Source organism: Pseudomonas sp. Bc-h, assembly GCF_002080045.1.
Lineage (GTDB): Bacteria > Pseudomonadota > Gammaproteobacteria > Pseudomonadales > Pseudomonadaceae > Aquipseudomonas.
This window is the reverse complement of sequence record NZ_MUIN01000012.1, coordinates 39,384-55,489: the sequence shown is the minus strand read 5'-3', so window position 1 is coordinate 55,489 and position 16,106 is coordinate 39,384. Positions and strand designations below refer to the sequence as shown.

The 16,106-nt window shown below is 61.2% G+C and carries 16 protein-coding genes; 8 read left to right on the top strand and 8 right to left on the bottom strand.

The genetic code is table 11. The features are described 5' to 3' along the window. Positions 1-2 precede the first annotated feature (2 nt). Entirely contained in the window at positions 3-1,727 is a 1,725-nt protein-coding gene (gene gspE / locus BWR59_RS23350; RefSeq protein WP_143490920.1) for a type II secretion system ATPase GspE, read from the bottom strand. Between the two features lie 85 nt (positions 1,728-1,812). After that, positions 1,813-2,040 (bottom strand): hypothetical protein, encoded by a 228-nt coding sequence (locus BWR59_RS23345; RefSeq protein WP_081568011.1) that lies wholly within the window; start codon positions 2,038-2,040, stop codon positions 1,813-1,815. Positions 2,041-2,509: 469 nt separating this feature from the next. Between BWR59_RS23345 and BWR59_RS23340 the strand changes: the two genes are divergently transcribed. Beyond that, positions 2,510-5,248 (top strand): glycoside hydrolase family 3 C-terminal domain-containing protein, encoded by a 2,739-nt coding sequence (locus BWR59_RS23340; RefSeq protein ID WP_081568010.1) that lies wholly within the window; start codon positions 2,510-2,512, stop codon positions 5,246-5,248. Positions 5,249-5,349: 101 nt separating this feature from the next. Here BWR59_RS23340 and BWR59_RS23335 read toward each other — a convergent pair whose 3' ends face one another. The 3 genes from BWR59_RS23335 to BWR59_RS23325 all read right to left on the bottom strand — a co-directional run bounded on the left by BWR59_RS23335 (position 5,350) and on the right by BWR59_RS23325 (position 8,578). After that, the gene (locus BWR59_RS23335) at positions 5,350-5,976 is read right to left on the bottom strand and encodes a TetR/AcrR family transcriptional regulator (protein WP_081568009.1); all 627 of its coding nucleotides are present in this window, start codon (positions 5,974-5,976) and stop codon (positions 5,350-5,352) included. Between the two features lie 371 nt (positions 5,977-6,347). Next, complete coding sequence (locus BWR59_RS23330; protein ID WP_081568008.1) at positions 6,348-7,577, bottom strand: MFS transporter; 1,230 nt, start codon at positions 7,575-7,577, stop codon at positions 6,348-6,350. 89 nt (positions 7,578-7,666) lie between these two features. Beyond that, on the bottom strand, positions 7,667-8,578 hold the full coding sequence (locus BWR59_RS23325; RefSeq protein ID WP_081568007.1) for a LysR family transcriptional regulator: 912 nt from the start codon (positions 8,576-8,578) through the stop codon (positions 7,667-7,669). 95 nt (positions 8,579-8,673) lie between these two features. Here BWR59_RS23325 and BWR59_RS23320 point away from each other — a divergent pair, with 95 nt between their 5' ends. The 4 genes from BWR59_RS23320 (at position 8,674) to BWR59_RS23310 (ending at position 10,950) form a co-directional block, all read left to right on the top strand. After that, complete coding sequence (locus tag BWR59_RS23320; protein ID WP_081568006.1) at positions 8,674-9,855, top strand: MFS transporter; 1,182 nt, start codon at positions 8,674-8,676, stop codon at positions 9,853-9,855. 91 nt (positions 9,856-9,946) lie between these two features. Then, the gene (locus BWR59_RS23315) at positions 9,947-10,306 is read left to right on the top strand and encodes a hypothetical protein (protein WP_230982073.1); all 360 of its coding nucleotides are present in this window, start codon (positions 9,947-9,949) and stop codon (positions 10,304-10,306) included. Then, positions 10,303-10,467, top strand: a complete 165-nt coding sequence (locus BWR59_RS32940) for a hypothetical protein (RefSeq protein WP_230982072.1) — start codon at positions 10,303-10,305, stop codon at positions 10,465-10,467. The genes BWR59_RS23315 and BWR59_RS32940 overlap by 4 nt, the downstream gene beginning before the upstream one ends. A gap of 48 nt (positions 10,468-10,515) precedes the next feature. Further along, positions 10,516-10,950, top strand: coding sequence for a DUF1810 domain-containing protein (locus BWR59_RS23310; RefSeq protein WP_081568005.1), 435 nt, complete (start codon positions 10,516-10,518; stop codon positions 10,948-10,950). Between the two features lie 52 nt (positions 10,951-11,002). Here the strand turns inward: BWR59_RS23310 and BWR59_RS23305 are convergent, their stop codons facing one another. Both BWR59_RS23305 and BWR59_RS23300 read right to left on the bottom strand, forming a co-directional pair. Then, on the bottom strand, positions 11,003-11,443 hold the full coding sequence (locus tag BWR59_RS23305) for a TspO/MBR family protein (RefSeq protein WP_081568004.1): 441 nt from the start codon (positions 11,441-11,443) through the stop codon (positions 11,003-11,005). A gap of 93 nt (positions 11,444-11,536) precedes the next feature. Next, positions 11,537-12,496, bottom strand: coding sequence for an AraC family transcriptional regulator (locus tag BWR59_RS23300; protein WP_230982071.1), 960 nt, complete (start codon positions 12,494-12,496; stop codon positions 11,537-11,539). A gap of 85 nt (positions 12,497-12,581) precedes the next feature. On the opposite strand from BWR59_RS23300, the gene BWR59_RS23295 reads away from it, so the two are divergent. After that, on the top strand, positions 12,582-13,550 hold the full coding sequence (locus BWR59_RS23295; protein ID WP_081568002.1) for an oxidoreductase: 969 nt from the start codon (positions 12,582-12,584) through the stop codon (positions 13,548-13,550). Between the two features lie 44 nt (positions 13,551-13,594). Here BWR59_RS23295 and BWR59_RS23290 read toward each other — a convergent pair whose 3' ends face one another. Then, on the bottom strand, positions 13,595-14,305 hold the full coding sequence (locus BWR59_RS23290) for an SOS response-associated peptidase family protein (protein WP_081568001.1): 711 nt from the start codon (positions 14,303-14,305) through the stop codon (positions 13,595-13,597). Positions 14,306-14,404: 99 nt separating this feature from the next. Between BWR59_RS23290 and umuD the strand changes: the two genes are divergently transcribed. Both umuD and umuC read left to right on the top strand, forming a co-directional pair. After that, positions 14,405-14,836, top strand: a complete 432-nt coding sequence (gene umuD / locus BWR59_RS23285) for a translesion error-prone DNA polymerase V autoproteolytic subunit (protein WP_081568000.1) — start codon at positions 14,405-14,407, stop codon at positions 14,834-14,836. Next, positions 14,823-16,103 carry a translesion error-prone DNA polymerase V subunit UmuC gene (gene umuC, locus BWR59_RS23280; RefSeq protein ID WP_081567999.1) on the top strand — a complete coding sequence of 427 codons (1,281 nt, stop codon included), beginning with the start codon at positions 14,823-14,825 and terminating at the stop codon, positions 16,101-16,103. Before umuD ends, umuC begins: the two co-directional genes overlap by 14 nt. The last annotated feature ends 3 nt before the right edge of the window (positions 16,104-16,106 follow it).

The window sequence follows — 16,106 nt, the reverse complement described above, 5'->3', positions numbered from 1 at the left end:
GGTCAATCGCCGCGCGTGACGCGCAGCACCTCTTCAAGCGAGGTCACACCGGCGACGGCCTGACGCAGACCTTCTTCATACAGCGTGCGCAGCCCCCCGCGCCGGGCGGCCTGTTCCAGCGTGGCGGCATCGGCCTGGCGCATCAGCAGGCTGCGCAGTTCTTCGTTCATCACCAGCAATTCGGTAATCGCGCTGCGCCCGTGATAACCGCCGCCCGGCAGTTCGCTGGCAGGTCGGTAGAGCATGATCGGGCGCTGATCGGTGAAGCGTTCAAGCCCGTGTTCGGCCACCAGCTCGGCCGGCGCTTCGAAGGCAATGCGCGTCACAGGATCGAGCCGGCGCACCAGGCGCTGGGCCAGAATGCCTTTGACGGTCGAGGCGATCAGGTAGCTTTCGACGCCCATGTCGAGCAGACGGGTGATACTCGCCGCGGCGCTGTTGGTGTGGAGGGTGGACAGCACCAGGTGGCCGGTCAGCGAGGACTGAATCGCGATGCGGCAGGTTTCCAGGTCGCGCATCTCACCAATCATGATCACGTCCGGGTCCTGGCGCACGATGGAGCGCAGCGCCCCGGCGAAGTCCAGGCCGATGGAAGGCTTGACCTGAATCTGGTTGATGCCTTCGAGTTGATATTCCACCGGATCTTCGACGGTGATGATCTTGCGCTCGGCGGTGTTGAGTCGTGACAGCGCGGTGTACAGCGTCGTGGTCTTGCCCGATCCGGTGGGGCCGGTGACCAGCAGAATGCCGTGGGGGTTTTCCAACACGTCGAGAAAGTTCTGCAGGCGCTCGCCGTCCATGCCCAGGCTTGGAAAATCGAAACTCACGGTCTGGCGGTCGAGCAGACGCATGACCACCGACTCACCGAAACTGGTGGGCACCGTGCTCACCCGCAGGTCCAGTTCCTTGCCCTGAATGCGCAGCATGATCCGGCCGTCCTGCGGCAGGCGGCGCTCGGCGATGTCCAGCCGCGCCATGATCTTCAGGCGCGAAATGATCGCCGCCGAAGAACTCGAAGGCGGCGCTTCGGCTTCGTGCAGCACGCCATCGATGCGATAACGCACCTTCAGCTGGCTTTCAAAGGGTTCTATATGGATGTCGGAAGCGCGTTGCTCGACTGCGCGCTGCAGGATCAGGTTGACCAGGCGAATGACCGGCGCTTCGGATGCCATATCCTTGAGGTGTTCGATGTCTTCTTCGGCGCCGTTGTGATCGTCCATGGTCTCGATCAGCGAGCCCATGGCCGAGCGACCCTGACCGTAGAAACGCTCGATCAGCCCGTCCACTTCGCTGGACAGTCCGACCGACACATATACCGGTGTCTGGCAGGCATAGCGCACCGCTTCCAGCCCATAAACGTTGCCAGGGTTGGCGGCCAGAACATGCACACCATTGGCGTGGTTGCCGATGGGCAACAAGCGATGATGGCGCATGAAACGCTCACTTAGCGCAGGCAGGGCATCGCCGGGCAGCGGCACGGCGTCGGAAATCAGCAACGGCGCGTCAAGGGTCGATGCCCACGCCCGTGCCAGGTCAAGTTCGGACACCAGACCCAGGCGGGTCAGCAGTTCAGTCAGTGAACTGCCTGCGGATTCCTGTGCAAGCCGGCGCGCCCGTTCCAGATCGCCTGTCTTGAGCCCGGCGTGGACCAACAGCCAGACACACAGAGCTTCAGACGAGTGCTCGGTCAGTTGTTCAAGGTGGACAGGATTCAGAGTATCGGACACGACTTGGCTTCAGGTAACGACGAACAACAGGGGGCTTATAAGGACCCCTGTGTTCGTGGGTGTATATATATAAGTGGCGCAGGTATTAGTTGGTAGTGCGAGACGACTTGTCCGCCGGACGGCCGCGCTGGTTTTCGTCGGACTGAACTTGTTTGTGCTGTTTCTTTTCGACTTTCACGTTTTGCGTCTGTGTCATCACGGTGGAATCAGGGGCGCCGGATGCCGTTTCCTGAATGTTCGATTCTGCTGCCATGGTCGTAGTGGCAATTGCGAATGTCATGGCGGCAACGGCACCAAGTAGTGGCAATTTCATATGATGATTCTCCAGTGTGTGTAACAGTGTTGAAATGATTGCACGCCGTGCGTTTAACGCTCTAGATACACGGTTTAGCCTTGTGAATGCTCCGTATCTAGAGGGTTTCAGATGGGTGCAGGTCATTTTTACTAAACCTACAGACCAGTGGGTTTAGCGAGAGTTCAGCGAGTGTATCAAAAAATGTCGATCTTTTTCATTGCGCATATTTTTGTTTGACTTCAACTAAAAACCATTGCCTTAATTTAAATGGCGCTGGGGTCTACCGCGTCTTTAACTGGCGCTGTGCCAGTAACTTTGGTTTTACCTAACATATCGCCCAAGTTCGTTGCTTGCAGGCGCGTCACTTTTCTTTGTCCGTCGTTTCTTTTTGAAACTTCGGCATGGGCGACGTATTGCCCTGAATAAAGGGTTGTGGCCTGTCAACTGCGGCAATTGCGCGCAGGCGATATCTGGAGAGTTTTTTCTTATGCGAACCCGTAGAACTTTAGGTGCTCATTCGGCACTGGCTCTGTTGAGTCTGGCAATCGGTCATGCCAACGCGGCACAGACCACCACTCAAGAGCAGTTGGCAGCCAAGGAAGTCCGTGCCGACAAGGCAGCCGAGAAAACCCTGTCAAAGATGACCCAGGAACAGAAGCTGGCCTACATCGGCGGGATCGGTGGCTGGGACGTCAAACCCTTGCCGCAATACGGTGTGCCTCAGATTCACGGCGCCGACGGCGGCGCTGGGATTCGCTACACCAGTGAAGGCAACGACCCGGGCGTGGTCTATCCGTCCGGCCCTAACCTGGCGGCAACCTTCAACCCGCGTCGCGCCCTCGACTTCGGTCGTGCGCTGGGTTACGACACCGCCACCGGTGGTTATCAGTTCGTGACCGGCCCGGGCATGAACCTCTACCGCATGCCATGGAGCGGTCGGGCCTTCGAATACCTGTCCGGCGAAGACCCGTTCCTGGGCGCCAGCCTTGGCCCTGCGGTGATCAACGGCATCCAGCAGCGCCGTGTCTGGGCCGAGGCCAAGCACTACGCGGGCAACGATCAGGAAACCAACCGCTTCATCCTCAACCAGGTCATGCCCGAGCGCGTTCTGCGGGAGATGACCCTGCCGCCGTTCGAGTCGGCGACCAAGAACGGCACCGTCGCGATGATGATGTGCTCGTTCCAGAAGGTGAACGGCGAGTACGCTTGCGAAAACACCCATCTGATCGCCGATATCCTGAAGAAGGAGTGGGGCTTCAAGGGCTTGGTGCAGAGCGACTACAACGCCATCGTTCACGGTCTGCCAGCCGCTCAGGCCGGTTCCGATCTGGACATGATGGGTGGCCAGATGAACAGCTCGGTGCTCAAGCCATACCTGGACAGCGGCGAGCTGGACATGGCGACCATCGATGACAAGGTCCGCCGTATCCTCAAGAACATCTACCTGTATCAGTTCGACAAGTTCGCGCCGCTGACTGCCCACAACATGAACAGCGCCACCAGCAACAAGGTCGCGCTGAACATTGCCCGTGAAGGCATCGTGCTGCTGAAGAACCAGAACGACGTCCTTCCGCTGGACAAGGCCAAGGTCAAGCGCATCGCGGTGGTCGGCGACCTGGCCAAATACGCGCCGCCGACCGGTTTCGGCAGTGCTCACGTCGACGCCACTCACTACATCAGCGAGCTGAGCGGCCTGCAGCAGATGGCCCCCGGCGCCAAGGTCGAATTCCTCGACGGCCTGTCGCTGGACCCGAGCGCTTCGACCTGGACCACCACTGACAGCAAGGGCAACGCCGTCGCTGGCATGAAGACCGAGTTCTTCACCAACGCCAACTGGTCCGGCGACCCATCGGCCACCCGCATCGACACCCATGTCGACATGGACTGGTCCACCGACGATCTGCCGAGCAATGGCGACACCGCCAACACCTCGATTCGCTGGAGCGGCCAGATGAAGCCGGTCACCAGTGGCGAGCAGGTGTTCAAGGTGCGTGCCGACGGTGCGGTCCGCCTGTGGGTCAACGGTGAGAAGATCATCGACAACGGCGATGGCGAGAACATCACCAACAAGAGCATCCCGCCGACCATTCCGGTGTCGGGCAAGATCAAGCTCGAAGCCGGCAAGGCCTATGACGTAAAACTTGAGTACTCGCGTCGCGATGGTTACTTGTCCACCATGGGCGGCCTGGTCGGTGTGCAAATGGCATGGGCTTCGCTGGCCGCGCCGCAGGATTTGTCCAAGTACGACGCGGTGGTCGTGGCCGTCGGCAACAGCAACGAATACGAAGGCGAAGGTTTTGACCACAGCTTCGATCTGCCCGAGTACCAGAACGAGCTGATCCAGAACATCGCCAAGGCCAACCCCCACACCATCGTCACCATGCACGGCGGTACGGGCTTGAAGATGAGCGACTGGATCGATCAGGTCCCGGCTGCATTGCACGCGTTCTACCCTGGCCAGAACGGCGGCCAGGCGCTGGCCGAAATTCTGTTCGGCAAGGTCAACCCGTCGGGCAAGCTGCCGATCAGTATCGAACGCAACATCGAAGACAACCCGTTGTATGCCGATTTCCCGAAATTCGACAACACCCGCACGCTGAAGGAAATCAGCTACAAGAACGACCTGACGATGCTCGGCTATCGCGGTTACGACAAGACCGGCACCAAGCCGTTGTTCGCCTTCGGCCATGGCCTGTCGTACACCCAGTTCACCTACAACAATATCTCGGTCACGCCGGGCGTCGCGGTGGGCAATACGCCGATCAAGGTCTCCTTCGACCTGACCAACAGCGGCCAGCGCGCCGGTTCCGAGGTCGCCGAGCTGTATGTCGGCCAGCAGAACCCGACTGTCGAGCGCGCGGTCAAGGAGCTCAAGGGTTACAAGAAGGTCTTCCTCAAGCCGGGCGAAACCCGTCACGTTACCATCGAGCTCAACGATCGTTCGCTCGCCTACTACGACGAGACGAGCAAGCAGTGGGTGGTCGACGCCGACACCTTCAACATCAGCCTGGGCGCGGCCTCGGACGACATTCGTCTCACCGCCAAGCTGGTCAACTCGTTCCGTCAGGAACTGTCGACCACCACCAGCAACCCGTTGCCTCGTTCGGCGCTGAATTCGGTCAAGGCGGCGCTGCCTGCGGTCAAGACCGGCGGCATCTTCGATCAGGACGAGAACGTTGACGACAGTAATGGCAACGCCGACTACGACGGCAACGCCGACTATTGATCGGTAATGGCGCGGGGCAGGGGGCAGGCTTGAGGGCCAGTCGCCGGCCTCGCTGCCAGTGAAATCACGGGGTGATCCATTTATGGGCTCACCCCGTTTTTTTACGCTTGAATGTCCCGTTTGACCTGGGCCATGTAGCTTTCGAAATTCTTCACCAGATCGACCTTCTCCGGAAAGCGCAGCCATTGCAGCTGCAAGCCATCCATCATCGCCAGCACTTGCTGAATGATCCCGTCCAGATCCACATCCCTCCGTACTTCCCCAGCCGCCACAAGGTGATCGAGGCGGGCGCGCATGCGTTCGTGGATCATCTGGTAGCGCGACTGGAACCATTCGTAGGCCGGGTGGTTATCCACCAGGCTTTCGGCATTGAGGATGCTGAACGCACGAATCACGCCGGGCGCGGTTGCGTTCGATCGGTTGATCTGCTGCAACCCTTCGATGAAGCCATCGAGGGTCGGTTCGCTCTGCACCTCATCGACAACCTTCTGGTTGACCTCGTCGCGACGGGTCAACACGGCCATCAACAGCGCGACTTTGTTAGGGAAATGGTGCAGCACGCCGGCCACGGAAATCCCGACGAGGTCGGCGATCCTGGCAATCGACGCACCCGCATAACCCTCCAGGGAGAACAACCCGAGGGCGGCATCCAACAGCTCCTCGCGGCGTTTCTCGCCCTTGGGCGCACGGCGAGTACGGGGCGCAGTGTCTGATGTGTTTTCTGGCATAAGCGTTTAGCTGTCGCCTCCATGGAGTGCAGGTCTTGTTAACGTTCGACAGTGTCCAGCCTGGGCGTGCCTGTTGCCCGCCGCGCGATGACATGAACGTCGACACTCGCCCTGTTTAACGGCACAGCTGTTTTTTATCAAGGGAAAGAGGGCTCGCACCCATGCTTATCAGCGCCCTCAAGCAGGCTGGAGTCCTGGAAAAAATAATCTTCCACGATGTCGGCCTGGTCTTGATCGCGCCGACGCGGTCGAGAACTGCGGCCCTCGGGCAGGTCGCCCGGCGAGAGGCACTGTGAAGTCACTGTGCTCAGACGCTCCCCGGTTTCTCGGCTGGCCGAGCAAGGATGAACATCACGCACCGGACTCCCAGGTCAATGGCGCGCCGACAGATCGCGCTGCACCCGCCAGACCAGATAAGCCGCCACCAGCGTGGTGGCGACCATGACATAACCCACGACCTCGAAGTGCTGCAGTTTGCCGTCGGTGCCGATCAGCACGATGTGCCCGGCCAGCAGCGAGGCAAAGCCGCCCGACAGCTGCTGGATAGCCGCACTGACGGCGTTGAAGGCGCCTCGATGAGAGGGCTCGGGTACACCGGCGGCCATGGCCTGGAAGGGGATGAGCCTGGAAAATATCCCGACGAACAACACCACGTTGACCACGATCACCCAGTGCAGGGGCACATTGGACAGGTGCGTGTAGAGCGTCACCATGACGATTGTCAGCGCGCTGCCGAGGAAGAACACCGGCAGTTTGCCGAAGGCATCGCTGGCGCGGCCGATCAACGGGCCGGTAACAATGGTGCAGAGACCGGTGAACAGATAGACGAAGGGCAGGCTGGTGATGTCGATGCCCAGGTTGTTCACCGTGAAGGCGCTGCTGAACGGCATCAGCATGTAGCCGCCGGTCGTCAGCAGTGCCATTGCCGCGAAGGCAGCCCAGTGGCGCGGTGTTGCCAGCGTGTTGAACAGATGCCGGAAGGCGCTGTGTTCCTGGGGCATAGCAAGATGGTCGGCCACAGGGCGCATCGCCAGTTGAATCACCAGCCCCCCGGCTGCGCCCAGCGCCGCCAGCATCAGAAACGGTGCGTGCCACCCCCAATGATTGGCCAGGTACAGGCCGACAGGCAGCCCCATCACCTGACTGGCCGCGAAGGCCGTCTGAATCACGCCCATGACCCGTCCGCGAGATTGCGGGGCAAATAAGTCGGCGGCGATGGCCAGCACGATCGAGCCGATCACACCGGCAAAAATACCGGTGACCACCCGCGCCAGAAGCAAGGTTTCGAAGCTCGCGGCCAGCCCGCACCAGAACGTGCCGATGACAAAACCGCTGTAGAAGAACAGCAGCAGCTTCTTGCGATCGAAGCGATCGGCGAAGCCTGCGGTCATCAGCCCGGCAAGGCCGGCGCTGAAGGCGTAGGCGCTGACCACAAAGCCGAACTGGCGCGCGGACATCTGCAGTGCCGGCATGATCATCGCCCCCAGTGGGGCCATGAGCATGAAGTCGATAATCACCGCAAATTGCAGCGTGGCCAGCAGGCCGACCACGAACTTCTGATAGCGGCTGAAGGGCTTCAAGGCAGGAACGTCGGAGGTCATCGATGGGCTCGGGCGGGTTAGTCGGGAGACGCGACGGTCATCATCGTGCAAAAGCGATTCATAAAGAACCCTTGCTGCGGGTTTGTCGTTCAGCGTCTGGCGGCTGTGCGAATGGCGTGATGCTCCAACAGGAAATCGACGAACACCCTGACCCGCGCGGTCATCGTCGAACCGCCAACGAACACGGCGTGGATCGGCTCCCGGTCGCCGGGGTTGAAGTCCTCCAGCAGCGGCACCAGTTCCCCGCGTTCGATTTCGTCGACTACCGTGAACGCGCCGATGCGAGCGATACCCGCGCCGAGTCTGACCATCTGCGCCAGCGCCTCGCCGCTGCTGCATGCCACGCTGCCTGAGACCTTCAGGGAAAAGTCGCGGCCGTCGCGCCTGAACGGCCAGTCCGGCGCCGCCCGACGGAAGTTGAAGCGCAGACAGTTATGCGCCGCCAGATCCTCGGGTTCGCGGGGCGTGCCATGACGTTCCAGGTACGCGGGAGACGCGACGATCACCTGACCGGTTTCGCCGATGTTGCGGGCGCTCAAGGGGCTGTCGGGCAAATAACCGAAGCGCACAGCCACATCTGCCTGACCTGCGAGGATGTCGACGACTTCATCGCCCAGGGTCAGGTCGACCAGTATTTCCGGGTAACGTGCGGTGAATGCGGCCACCAGCGGCACAATCGCCAACCGACCGTGGGCCAGCGATGCACTGACCCTCAGTCGCCCGCGGGGCACTCCCTGGCTGGCGATGGCTTCTTCGACCTCGTCCATGTCCGCCAGAATGCGTCGCGCGCCGCGCAAGTACGCTTCACCCTCTGCCGTGAGGGTAATGGACCGGGTGGTGCGCAACAGCAAGCGGGTGCCGATGCGCTGTTCGGTGCGCGCGATGATCCGGCTCACCGCCGAGGGTGTCAGCCCCAGCGCCCGCGCGGCGGCAGACAGGCTCCCGGCCTGCGCCACCCTGGCGAACACCTCCATTTCTCCCGACCTGCCGTTGAAGTCCATTTGTGCCTCCCACGCAAAGGTGCTTGTACTCAAGGCGATCTACCGCCTGATGCGCCGGGATCGTAGCATTTGCGGCATAGATAAGGAGCCACTTCATGCGAATCAACCCACCCCTTGTAGCCCTCTCGATCGGTGCCTTCGGCATCGGCGTGACGGAGTTCGCCCCCATGGGCATGTTGCCCGGTATCGCCGCAGACCTCGGCGTTTCGATTCCCACTGCGGGCCTGCTGGTCAGCGCCTACGCGCTGGGCGTGCTGATCGGCGCGCCGCTGATGACCCTGACCACCGGCAAGATTCCCCGGCGTTACCTGTTGATCGGCCTGATGGCGATTTTCACCTTGGGCAATCTGATGTCGGCCATGGCCACCAGTTATGAAAGCCTGCTCGTCGCCCGGGTGGTGACGTCCCTTAACCATGGCGCATTTTTCGGCATCGGCTCGATCGTCGCCGCCAGCGTGGTCCCCCCTGAAAAGCGGGCGGGCGCCGTGGCGGCCATGTTCATGGGCCTCACGCTGGCCACCATCGGCGGCGTGCCACTGGCCAGTTGGTTCGGCGAATCGATGGGCTGGCGCACCGCGTTCTGGGGGATCGCCGGCCTTGGTTTCGTCGCAATGGCCGCGCTCTGGTATGCCTTGCCCAATCTGCCGCTGCCCAAGAGCGATGGCGTGCTGGCGGAGATTCGTGTGCTGGGGCGAGGGCCCGTATTGGCGGCCCTGGCGCTGACCGTGGTCGGATCCGGCGCCATGTTTACCGTCTTTACCTACGTTGCGCCGATCCTGCAGAGCGAGACTCATGCGTCAACGGCCTTCGTGACCGCGATGCTGGTGCTGTTCGGCGTCGGCTTGACTCTGGGCAACATGTGGGGCGGCAAGGCGGCCGACCGTTCGGTCGATCGCACCCTGATCGTGTCGCTGGGGGTGCTGATCGTCGTCCTGCTGGCGTTCTCGGTATTGATGCGCTGGCCGTTGCCGACTGCCGTAGCGATTCTGATCTGGGGTGCGGCCAGTTTCGCGCTGGTGCCGCCATTGCAGATGCGCGTCATGGAAGCCGCCAAGGACGCACCGAATCTGGCCTCCGCCGTCAACATCGGCGCGTTCAATTTCGGTAACGCCATCGGCGCCGCACTGGGTGGCGCCGTGATCAACGCAGGTCTGGGATATCCCGCGATCTCGCTGGCAGGCGCGTTGATGGCAGCGCTGGGCCTGCTGATGGTGCTGGGGCTCGCCTGGCGTTCACGGGCTGTGCGCAGCCCGGCAGCGTCGGTCAGCGCGCCATGACGCGCCGTTGATCAGGGAAGCGGAATGTCAGCCGCGTGCCAGGGTTCCTACCAAAAGCAGGCTGTTACCCAAAACACCAGGAGATCACGCGATGCCCCTTGATCCAATTCTGTTCATGGGCGGCTCCGGCGCCATCGGTCAACATACCGCGCGGGCCCTGCGCGCCGTCCACCCCGATGTTCCGCTGCTGATCGGCGGCCGCGATCTTGCCAGGGCGCAACAGGCCGCCGAGCAAATCGGCGGGGCATTGGGGGTGGCCATTGACCCCAAGGCGGACGACCTTGGGCTGGGTGATCGCCAGATCAGCGCCGTGGTGGTTTTTTACATGGCCGACGTCAGGGCCGGCCGAAGTCCACTGAGATCGTCATCGAACTGGCCGGTGACGACCTGCAAGGTCAACCCCTGCGCACACGCCACGCCGTGGTCCACCCGGCAGGCGCCGCACTGTTGACAGGCCTGAGCGTCGCGATGCTGCTGGAGCGCTTGCTCGGGCTGGACGGCCAACCGCCAACCCCGCCCGGCCTCTACTTTCCTTATCAGTTGCTGGACGCTTGCGCTTTTCTGAAACGGCTGGCGCAGGAAGGTGGGCAGTTAAGCGCGTTGCAGGTGTGATGAACGTGCCAGGGCGCTCACCGGCACGCTGGCAGAGGAGACCGAATCGTGAACGACATGTTTGATCTGACCCGTTTCGTCACGGCCCAACGCCCTGTGTTCAGCCGAGTGATGCAGGAGTTGAAGGCGGGGCGTAAAAACAGTCATTGGATGTGGTTTGTTTTTCCGCAGTTGCGAGGGCTCGGGCACAGCGAAATGGCCGAGCGCTTCGCCCTGTCGGGGACGGCCGAGGCCCAAGCGTATCTACAGCACAGCGTGCTCGGGCCACGGCTTGAGGAGTGCGTCAACACGCTGCTGGGTCATTCCGGCTTGAGCGCGCTGCAGATACTCGGCTCGCCCGATGACATGAAGCTGCGCTCCTGCCTGACGTTGTTTCTCGCGGCCCATCCCCGGTCCGGGGTTTATCAGCAGGCGCTCGATCAGTTTTATTCGGGAGCGGCGGATGGCAGAACGCTTGCGCTGCTTCAAGGCGGTTCTGCTTGAATGCATGCCGCCTGGAGCCTGTCGTCAACGGCCCGGCCACCCGAACACCTTGTTATCTGTTGTGCCGAAGTATCGAGAAATTCAGCGCAGCGGCCACGCACAGCCAGACAAGGTACGGAAACAGGATCAGCCCGGTGATGATGTCCAGCCGCAACGCCATGACGACCATCGCCGCCACCACGACCCAGAGCACGGCAAGGATCACCATGGCGGCGAAGATTCGATTCGCGCCGAAGAAGACCGGTGTCCATAAGGTATTGAGTGCAATCTGAGCGGCCCAGAGCGCCAGCACGGTCTCGCTGCCCGGTAGCAGCGTCAGTCGATAACCGGCCCAGGCGAGCAACAGGTAAATGGTGGTCCAAGCCACGGGAAACAGCCAGTTGGGCGGGGTGAATCGGGGCTTTTGCAGCGATTCGTACCACGCACCCGGTTTGAACATGACGCCGGTAGTGGCGGCGGCGCAGCAGGCTATCAGGAAAATGTAGAAGGTCATCTGTTGTCCTTGTCTGAAGCGATCTGAAATCGGAGGCCGGTGAGCCGTCTCAGGTTTGGATGCCTGTTCGGCAGAAAAGTCCGGTCTACCTTTCTAATTGTTCGAGGGCAGGTCTGGCCGAGTGGGGGTGATCCGATCCTCGGTGGACCGTCTGTACTGGCCCGGCGATTTGCCGTGAACCCTTCGAAAGGCGACCCCGAACGCGGCATCCGACAGATAACCGAGGGAGGCGGCGACTGTCGAGACACTGTCAGCGCTGTTCTCCAGCCGGGATGCCGCCACACGCATGCGCCAGCGCGTGGCGTATTCCACTGGCGCCTGTCCGACACGCGACTTGAATAACGCCGCGAAGCCGGACCTCGACATGCAGGCGATCTCGGCCATTTCAGCCAGCCGCCAGGGCTTTTCCGGAGCGCCATGAATGGCACGCATCACAGCGCTGATCGCAGGTTCCCGTAACCCTCCCAGCCAGGCCAGATCGGCGATATCGGCGGTGGAGATATGGTGGCGCAATGCGTGGACGAAAATCAGCCGCAGCAGGTCATTGCACATCGCATAGGCGCCGGCCTGCGCCGATTGCCACTCCCTGTCCAGTTCATCGAGCAGCCAGGCAAACGATGATGCGCCGCCTGCTTGCGCCTGGATGACGATTGCCGGTGGCAACAGATCGAGCAGTTCGGCCGCACCCTGACTGACCAGCGCTACGCTGCCGCCCAGCAGTTCTACCTCGTTACCGGAGCCATAGGTCGCCGATGCACCTGATTGCGCGAAGACTTCTGACGCGTTTATCGCCTCGATGTGCGCAGCGCTGGCCAATATGAACGGGGTCCGCGACACCACGAAGCAGTCGCCCTCGCGCAGATGACGCGCCGGCATGTTTTCGATGCGCAGCCAACATTCGCCACGTCGCACGACGTTGAACTTCAGTTCGATAGGCCGAAAGCGCAACGCCCATTCGCCTCCTGCCTGCAGGCGCACCGAGCAGGCCGCACGCAGCCCCGCCAGGGCAAGCACATCTGAAAGAGGGTCGGAAACAGGATTTTGGATGATCACGACAGAAAACCGGATTATTTGAGCTGGTTCGTCCGGCCAGCTTAAAGAAGAATCAGGTCTTCGCATAGATAACGAGGACACTCACATGACGACGCTTCAGCAACCCATTGTTTCGCCGTTCACCGCCGCCAGTACCGCGTCCGAGGTCATGGCCGGGGTCGAGCTGGCGGGACAACTCGCCGTTGTCACCGGCGGCCATTCAGGCCTGGGGCTGGTCACCGTCAAGAGCCTCGCAGCCGCAGGCGCGCAAGTCATTGTCCCTGCGCGCGATCCACAGCGCGCACGAGCCGCTCTGGCTGACATCAAAGGCGTCACCGTGCAAGCAATGGATCTGATCGATCCAGACTCCATTCGGGCTTTCAGCGCAGAGGTCATCCGGCAAGGCCAGCCCGTTTCCTTACTGATCAACTGCGCTGGCGTCATGGCATCGCCTCTTGCGCGGGACGCTGACGGGCATGAAAGCCAGTTCGCAACCAACCACTTGGGGCACTACCGCCTGACCTGTGGGTTGTGGCCAACGTTGGTCGCCGCAGGCAGTGCCCGGGTGATAGCAGTGTCGTCCCGCGGGCACCAGATTGCGGGGGTGGATTTCGAAGACATTGATTTCACCCATCGCCCTTACGATAAGTGGGTGGCCTACGGTCAGTCGAAAACCGCCAATTCGCTTTTTGCCGTGGCGCTCGACAAGCGCGGCTGCGATCAGGGCGTCCGGGCTTTTTCACTGCACCCGGGGCAAATACTCACCGATCTCGGACGTCACTTGAGCCGCGCAGAGATTGCTGCGTTCGACGTTTTTGATGAGCACGGCCAGCAGAAAGTCGTGCCGGAGATGGGCCTTAAAACCCTTGAACAAGGCGCAGCGACCGGGCTGTGGTGTGCGAACAGTGCGGCGTTGAACGGTCGAGGCGGGGTGTATTGCGAAGACTGCAATATCGCAGCTGTCAACGAGGTCGAGTCCGGCCGCAGAGGCGTGGCGCGATGGGCAGTCGATCCCGACGCTGCGCAACGCCTCTGGCAGCTGTCCGAGCAATGGACAGGCATGAGCGTCCGCTAACCCGACGGCGGGAAGGGGCCAATGCCAGGCGCATGTCCCCACGCTCAGTCATCGGCATCCGACGGCAACGACAGCGGCTCGATCAATTCTGGCCCCTGGTTGCGAACGTTGCCAACGCCCTTGCCGACCTTGTACCAGTGAAAATCCTCGGCGGGGCGGCAGTGCTCCAGTGCAAGTTCGCGAGCGCGCCCGGGTGAGGTGGCGGGATCGATCCACTCGCGCGCGTGCTCCGGCGACAATACCAGCGGCTTGCGATCATGGATGTCGACCATGCCTTCGTCACTGGCGGCGGTGATGATGACGAAGCCGTCGCGCTCGTTGGGTTCCAGGTCCTGGTGTACCTCGGCCAGCCCTGCGAAGAACATCGGAATCTGCTCTTTCAACGTGATGAAGTACGGTTGTTTTTTTTTCGGGTCGTTCGGGTCTTTCACCCATTCGAACCAGCCGTTGGCCGGTGCCAGAACCCGACCGCCGGGCCACAGATCCTTGAAGAACTTGCCGCCCATGACGGTTTCGACTCTGGCATTGATCGGATCCGGCCGTTTGCCCTTGGCCCAGAACGGCGACCAACCCCATTTCACCTTGTCGACGCTCAAGCCTTCCTCGACCGGCCGGATGATTTCCACGCGGGTCGTGGGGGCGACGTTGTAGCGTTCAATGGGCCAAAGCTCATAGCCATTGATCACCAACTGCCTGGCAGCGAGCTCCTTGAGGTAATGGTCCATCGGCTCGTAGATCGAGTAGCGTCCACACATGCTGTCACCCGTCGAAATTTCCTACACATGAGATTGACCGCAAGCGAACAAGAACGTTAACTGTATATACATACAGTCACTCATCGCAAGGCTTGCAACATGAGCATCACATCACTCGGCCCTCTCGCGGCTGGCGGCGAAAAGCTGCCTCTGTATTCGTTTCATGTGCCGGCGGGCTTCCCGTCGCCTGCAGCCGATCATATTGAGAAGCACATATCTCTGGACGAGCTTTTCGACATCCGGGCGCCTCACGTGTACCTCGTGAAGATCGATGGGGACAGCATGCAGGGCGCGGGCATCTATCACGGTGACATGGTGATCGTTGACCGCAGCCTCTACGCGGAGCATGGCGACATTGTCATCGCAGCGCTCAACACCGAGCCGTTGTGCAAGCGTCTGCATATGCGCGAGAACGAAGTGATCCTGATGTCGGAAAATCCGAAGTACCCGCCGCGCCATGTGATGGAGGGTGACGAACTGGTGATCTGGGGCGTGGTGAAGTACAGCGTTCGTGATCATGACAAAACCTGATCCCGTCTTCGCGCTGATCGATTGCAACAGCTTCTATGCGAGTTGCGAGCGAGTCTTCAGACCCGACCTGGCCCGGACGCCCATCGTCGTGCTGTCGAATAATGATGGCTGCGTCATCGCGCGCAGCTACGATGCCAAACCGTTCGTGAAAATGGGCCAGCCGTACTTCCAGATCAAAGACCACTTGCGCCGCAACGGGGTGGTCGCCTTCAGCAGCAATTACGCGCTTTACGGCGACATGAGCGAGCGGGTGATGACCATCATCGAGGCGATGGTGCCAGCGCTCGAGGTTTACAGCATTGACGAGGCCTTCGCAGAGCTGACCGGTATCTCGGGCGACCTGACCGCGTTCGGGCGCAAGATCCGCGCGACGATTTACAAGTGCACCGGTATTCCGGTGGGCATCGGCATCGCGCGTACCAAAACCCTGGCCAAGCTTGCCAACCACACTGCCAAACGTCTGCTGGACAAGACCGGTGGCGTGGTCGATATCTGCGATCCGTTCAAGCGTGACTGGACACTGCGCAACACCGATGTAGGTGAGGTGTGGGGCGTCGGCAAGCGGATGAAGGCGCATCTGCAGTGCATTGGGATCAAAACCGCGATGGACCTGGCACAGGCAGATGCCTGGATGCTCAGGCAGAAATTCAGCGTGGTGATCGAGAAGACCGCGCGCGAGCTCGCCGGCACCTCGTGCCTGGAGCTGAGTGAAACAGACCCGCCAAAACAGGAAATCTGCTGCAGTCGCATGTTCGGCGATAGGCTCACCACCATCGAGCCGATCAGGGAGGCCGTCGCCACCTATACCCAGCGCGCTGCAGAAAAGCTGCGGGCGCAAAACTCGCTGTGCAAGAGGATTCGCGTGAGCATCCGCACGGGCATGTTCAACCCGCAAGAAGCTAAATATGCGAACGGCGCGCTGGTTGAATTACCGTACCCCACCAACGATGTGCGATTAATGACCAAGGCCGCGACGGAAGCGGTCAATCGACTGTTCAGGCCCGGATTCAAGTACAGCAAGGCCGAGGTGTTGCTGATGGATCTGCGTCAGTCCGGCGAGTTTACCGATGACCTGTTCGCGCATTCGCAACCTGCTGCGGCGGACAAGGTCATGAGCGTGCTGGATGACATCAACGGGCGCTGGGGCAGGGGAACGCTGCGCGCTGCAAGCGTGCCGCTGGCGCCAGGCTGGGCGATGCGGCGTGACCTCATGAGCAAAAGCTTTACCACCAAGGTCGATGAGCTGTGGATTGTGAAGGCAAGGTGACCG

What these genes read in the sequence shown, in the direction of transcription:
- BWR59_RS23345 (WP_081568011.1), bottom strand. Translation starts at nt 2,040, where the DNA reads ATGAAATTGCCACTACTTGGTGCCGTTGCCGCCATGACATTCGCAATT.
- BWR59_RS23340 (WP_081568010.1), top strand. Translation starts at nt 2,510, where the DNA reads ATGCGAACCCGTAGAACTTTAGGTGCTCATTCGGCACTGGCTCTGTTG.
- BWR59_RS23335 (WP_081568009.1), bottom strand. Translation starts at nt 5,976, where the DNA reads ATGCCAGAAAACACATCAGACACTGCGCCCCGTACTCGCCGTGCGCCC.
- BWR59_RS23330 (WP_081568008.1), bottom strand. Translation starts at nt 7,577, where the DNA reads ATGACCTCCGACGTTCCTGCCTTGAAGCCCTTCAGCCGCTATCAGAAG.
- BWR59_RS23325 (WP_081568007.1), bottom strand. Translation starts at nt 8,578, where the DNA reads ATGGACTTCAACGGCAGGTCGGGAGAAATGGAGGTGTTCGCCAGGGTG.
- BWR59_RS23320 (WP_081568006.1), top strand. Translation starts at nt 8,674, where the DNA reads ATGCGAATCAACCCACCCCTTGTAGCCCTCTCGATCGGTGCCTTCGGC.
- BWR59_RS23315 (WP_230982073.1), top strand. Translation starts at nt 9,947, where the DNA reads ATGCCCCTTGATCCAATTCTGTTCATGGGCGGCTCCGGCGCCATCGGT.
- BWR59_RS23305 (WP_081568004.1), bottom strand. Translation starts at nt 11,443, where the DNA reads ATGACCTTCTACATTTTCCTGATAGCCTGCTGCGCCGCCGCCACTACC.
- BWR59_RS23295 (WP_081568002.1), top strand. Translation starts at nt 12,582, where the DNA reads ATGACGACGCTTCAGCAACCCATTGTTTCGCCGTTCACCGCCGCCAGT.
- BWR59_RS23290 (WP_081568001.1), bottom strand. Translation starts at nt 14,305, where the DNA reads ATGTGTGGACGCTACTCGATCTACGAGCCGATGGACCATTACCTCAAG.
- umuD (WP_081568000.1), top strand. Translation starts at nt 14,405, where the DNA reads ATGAGCATCACATCACTCGGCCCTCTCGCGGCTGGCGGCGAAAAGCTG.
- umuC (WP_081567999.1), top strand. Translation starts at nt 14,823, where the DNA reads ATGACAAAACCTGATCCCGTCTTCGCGCTGATCGATTGCAACAGCTTC.